The sequence below is a fragment of the Kitasatospora sp. NPDC057542 genome, from assembly GCF_042801945.1.
Classification (GTDB): domain Bacteria; phylum Actinomycetota; class Actinomycetes; order Streptomycetales; family Streptomycetaceae; genus Kitasatospora.
The window spans coordinates 1-3,818 of the sequence record NZ_JBHVFE010000654.1 but is presented as its reverse complement, the minus strand read 5'-3'; the positions used below and the strand labels follow the sequence as shown (position 1 = coordinate 3,818).

Sequence of the window (3,818 nt, the reverse complement as noted above, 5' to 3'; positions counted from 1 at the left end):
GGTCCGTCCCCCTCGACGGACCGCGGCGCAGCGGCTTCACGGGCTGTCAGGGTGCCCCGGTCACACCGGCTGCCGGAGCGCCGGGACGACCGGCGGTTCCCAGCCGGCCTGGGCGGTGTGGCCCTGGAGGCAGCAGTAGCCGACTCCGTTGGAGGTCACGACGTCGTCCGCCTGGTAGGTGGTGCCTGGGTCCACCTTCACCGACGCCGTGCTGACCCGCCGCGAAGAGATCGCGCGGGACGTGTGTACGAACTTCGAGGCCGAGTTGAAGCAGTTCAACGGCGGGCACGATGACGTTCGCCGTCAGGCCGGTCGCGGGGCCGGGCGAAAGGGCCGGTACCGGCGGGCAGCGGCGTCGGGTCAGCTGGGAGAGCCGGTCCAGATGACGTTCTTGCGCTGGCGTCCGGTGCCGTAGGTGAAGTCGACGGAGAACTGGTCGGCCGCGCTGTTCGGCAGGGCGTACGCGTACACGCCGGTGGCCTCCTGGCCCGGAGCCAGCGAGCCGGTGAGGAGCTTCAGCCGTTCGCTTCCGTCGATCAGCGAGAAGACGAGGTTGCCCTTGGCGTCCCTGACGATGGGCAGCCCCGATCCGTAGAGCGAGAGCTCCTGGGATCCGGTGTTGACGACGGTGATCTTCACCTGGATGATCTTGGCGTCCTTGGGGGGCTCGAACACGGTCCGGAGCGGGGAGTACGGCTCCGGCGCGGCCGTCGCGACCTTCAGCCCGTCCTCGTACGTGTAGGACTGGCCGAACGGCAGGCGCCGGGCCCTCTCGTCCGCGGCCGCCTTCTCCTGCTCGGCCTCGATCCTCTTCCGCTCCGCCTCGATCCGCTCCCTCTCCTTCGCCGCCCGCTCCTCCGCGGCCTTGGTCGCGGCCTCGAAGCGGGCGCGCGCGGCGTCCGCCTCCGCCTGCCGCTCCTCGTTGACCTCATGCACCCGTGCCACGACGAACACCCCGGCACCGACCGAGACCAACAGGCCGGTGACGCCCAGGATCACACCCGCCAGGGCCATCGCCCGGTTGGTCGCCAGGCCCTTGCGCACGTAGCCCAGGCCGATGGCGCCGAAGACCACGGCGAGCAGGGCCGGCAGCCAGGACAGCCAGAACAGGATGACGGCCAGGCTGAGGGCGACACCGACGATCCCGAGGACCATGGCCGCGATGCCCAGGCCGTTGCGGGGCTGCGGCGCCGGTATCGGATACGGCGGCCAGTACGGCACGCCGGGGGCGGGCGCCCCGGCGGGGGCGGGGCCGGGGGCAGTGGCGGGGGCGGGGACCGCGGCCTCGCCCTGCCCCGGGTCCAGCGGCGCCCACGGGTTGGTGCCGGCCGGTTCCTCGGCGGACTGCGGGCTGCTGTCGGGCGGGACGGGAACGGTCATTCGAGATCCTTCGAGAACGTCGAGACGATGAGTTGCCGTTCGCCCCCGTGGCGAGGTCCCTGCCGGGTCCTCGCGGTCCCTTTCCGCCTCCCCGGCGGCAGTGGCCCGGCTGCGCGAAACGGCCACCGCTGCGGGCCGGACCCGCGCGTCACCCCCCTGGGACGGGACACCGACAGGGCCGGCGAGTGATCAACATACAGGTGCCCGGCGCCGCGGTCCTGAGGCGGCTCCGCTCCCCCACGGCGCCGAACAGGCCGTCAGCCGGCACAGCGGCCCGGACGGGACGGTCGGGCGGATCCTCGCCGGCACCGCCCTCACCCCGCCCGGCTGGACACCCCGGCCCTGAGGACACGGAGTTGGCCTGCGGTTCGCGGCGGCCGCGGCCCGCCCGGCGGCTTCACCCAGGGCAGAACGCCGTGCTCTTCCCCCGGGGCCCCTGGTCCCTAGGCTGAAGGGGTGAGCACTCATGCGCAGAACGAAGCCCGCGTCATCCCCCTGCGTCCGCAGGCCTCGCCGCCCGCATCCGATGGGGCGTCCCGTACCCCGCAGCGGCCGACGGGGGCCCCGCAGGCACCCGCGCGGAGGGAGCCGCTGTGGCGCGACGTCGTCGGCGATGTGCTGCGGCGCGAGCGGCTCGCCCAGGAGCGCACGCTGAAGGACGTCGCGGAGGCGGCCCGGATCTCGATGCCGTACCTGTCGGAGCTGGAGCGCGGGCGCAAGGAGGCGTCCTCCGAGGTGCTCGCGGCGGCCGCCCGGGCGCTGGGGCTCGGCCTCGGGGACCTGCTCTCGCTGGTCCAGGACGAGCTGACCCGGTACGCCCCGAGCCGGGTGGGCCAGGGCCGGGGTCTGGTGGGCCGGGGACGCACGTCGCCCACGGGGCGGTACGACGGCCTCTGCCTCGCGGCCTGACCGGGCCTGGCCGGTGGCCGGGTACGGCGGCGGTGCGCCCCGCCGCCGTACCGGCCGCGCGCCGGTCAGGCGAACCCGAGCCGCCGGCTCAGCACCTCGTCGGCGATCCCGTAGGCGACGGCCTCCTCGGCGGTGAGCACCTTGTCCCGGTCCATGTCCGCGCGCAGCGTCGCCGCGTCGTGGTGCGTGTGCCGGGAGAGGACCTCCTCCACCTGCGAGCGGATGCGGACCATCTCCTTGGCCGCGAGGCTGAGGTCGGAGACCGTCCCCTGCCGGCCGCCGCTGGCCGGCTGGCCGAGCAGCACCCGTGCGTGCTGGAGCACGAACCGTCGCCCGGGGTCTCCGCCGGCCAGCAGCACCGCCGCCGTCGACGCCGCCTGGCCGACGCAGAAGGTGGAGATCGGCGCCTGCACGAAGGTCATCGTGTCGTAGATCGCCATCAGTGAAGTGAACGATCCGCCGGGCGAGTTGAGGTAGATCGAGATCTCCCGTTCCGGGTTCTCCGCTTCCAGGTGCAGGAGTTGGGCGATGACCACGTTGGCGACCGAGTCGTCGATCTCGGTGCCGAGGAAGATGATCCGCTCGTTCAGCAGCCGGCTGAAGACGTCGTAGGACCGCTCGCCCTGCGCGGTCCGCTCGATGACGTAGGGAACCGTGTACGAGCCCATGTCACAGTCCGATCCGTCGGCGGGAGGCGGCCGGGCGGATGTCGGCGACCGACTCCACCACCCGGTCCACGATCCCGTACTCCCTGGCCTGTTCGGCGGTGAACCAGCGGTCCCGGTCGCCGTCGCGCGCGATGGTCTCCTCGCTCTGCCCGGTGTGTTCGGCGGTGATCCGCTCGATGGCCTTCTTGGTGAACTGGAGGTTCTCCGCCTGGATCTCGATGTCCGCGGCGGTGCCGCCGATGCCCGCCGAGGGCTGGTGCATCATGATCCGCGCGTTCGGCAGGGCGAACCGCTTGCCGGACGCCCCCACCGTGAGCAGGAACTGGCCCATGCTGGCGGCGAAACCCATCGCCAGCGTCGAGACGTCGTTCGGGATCAGCCGCATGGTGTCGTAGATGGCGAGGCCCGCGGTGACCGAACCGCCGGGGCTGTTGATGTACAGGCTGATGTCGGTGCGCGGGTCCTCCGCCGACAGCAGGAGCAGCTGAGCGCACACCCGGTTGGCCGACACGTCGTCGACCTGCGTGCCGAGCAGGACGATCCGCTGGGCGAGCAGCTGTGCCGCGAGGTGGTCGTCGAAGGCGCTGGGCTGCATGTCGCCCTCTGCGGCGCGGGGCGGGGGCGGGGTGAGTGGAGTCATCTGCTCTCCTCGTCGGGGCGGTGTGCCGTCGACTCCACTCTCGGCCCGGGGCGGCCCCCGGATGCGGTTTCTCTGCCCGCCGCAGATTCGCCGCCGGCAGAGGCGGCGTTCCGGACCGGGCCGGGTGGCGGCTGGGACGGGCCCGGCCGGTCCGACGCAGGCCGGACCGGCGGCGGCTGTGGCTGCTGTTCGCGGGCAACGGGGTCTACCACCCGGCCGGG

The 3,818-nt window shown here is 73.1% G+C and carries 5 protein-coding genes; 1 reads left to right on the top strand and 4 read right to left on the bottom strand.

The window, feature by feature from the left end:
* Nucleotides 1–60: 60 nt before the first annotated feature.
* On the bottom strand, nucleotides 61–201 hold the full coding sequence (locus ACFU7Y_RS41545; RefSeq protein WP_224283651.1) for a carbohydrate-binding protein: 141 nt from the start codon (nucleotides 199–201) through the stop codon (nucleotides 61–63).
* 159 nt (nucleotides 202–360) lie between these two features.
* Complete coding sequence (locus ACFU7Y_RS41540; RefSeq protein ID WP_224283652.1) at nucleotides 361–1,380, bottom strand: DUF4190 domain-containing protein; 1,020 nt, start codon at nucleotides 1,378–1,380, stop codon at nucleotides 361–363.
* 456 nt (nucleotides 1,381–1,836) lie between these two features.
* Between ACFU7Y_RS41540 and ACFU7Y_RS41535 the strand changes: the two genes are divergently transcribed.
* The gene (locus ACFU7Y_RS41535) at nucleotides 1,837–2,289 is read left to right on the top strand and encodes a helix-turn-helix domain-containing protein (RefSeq protein ID WP_224283653.1); all 453 of its coding nucleotides are present in this window, start codon (nucleotides 1,837–1,839) and stop codon (nucleotides 2,287–2,289) included.
* 65 nt (nucleotides 2,290–2,354) lie between these two features.
* Here the strand turns inward: ACFU7Y_RS41535 and ACFU7Y_RS41530 are convergent, their stop codons facing one another.
* Both ACFU7Y_RS41530 and ACFU7Y_RS41525 read right to left on the bottom strand, forming a co-directional pair.
* Complete coding sequence (locus tag ACFU7Y_RS41530; RefSeq protein WP_224283654.1) at nucleotides 2,355–2,957, bottom strand: ClpP family protease; 603 nt, start codon at nucleotides 2,955–2,957, stop codon at nucleotides 2,355–2,357.
* A 1-nt stretch (nucleotide 2,958) separates the two neighbouring features.
* Complete coding sequence (locus tag ACFU7Y_RS41525) at nucleotides 2,959–3,597, bottom strand: ATP-dependent Clp protease proteolytic subunit (RefSeq protein WP_380771596.1); 639 nt, start codon at nucleotides 3,595–3,597, stop codon at nucleotides 2,959–2,961.
* Nucleotides 3,598–3,818 lie beyond the last annotated feature (221 nt).

What these genes read in the sequence shown, in the direction of transcription:
- ACFU7Y_RS41525 (WP_380771596.1), bottom strand. Translation starts at nt 3,597, where the DNA reads ATGACTCCACTCACCCCGCCCCCGCCCCGCGCCGCAGAGGGCGACATG.
- ACFU7Y_RS41530 (WP_224283654.1), bottom strand. Translation starts at nt 2,957, where the DNA reads ATGGGCTCGTACACGGTTCCCTACGTCATCGAGCGGACCGCGCAGGGC.
- ACFU7Y_RS41540 (WP_224283652.1), bottom strand. Translation starts at nt 1,380, where the DNA reads ATGACCGTTCCCGTCCCGCCCGACAGCAGCCCGCAGTCCGCCGAGGAA.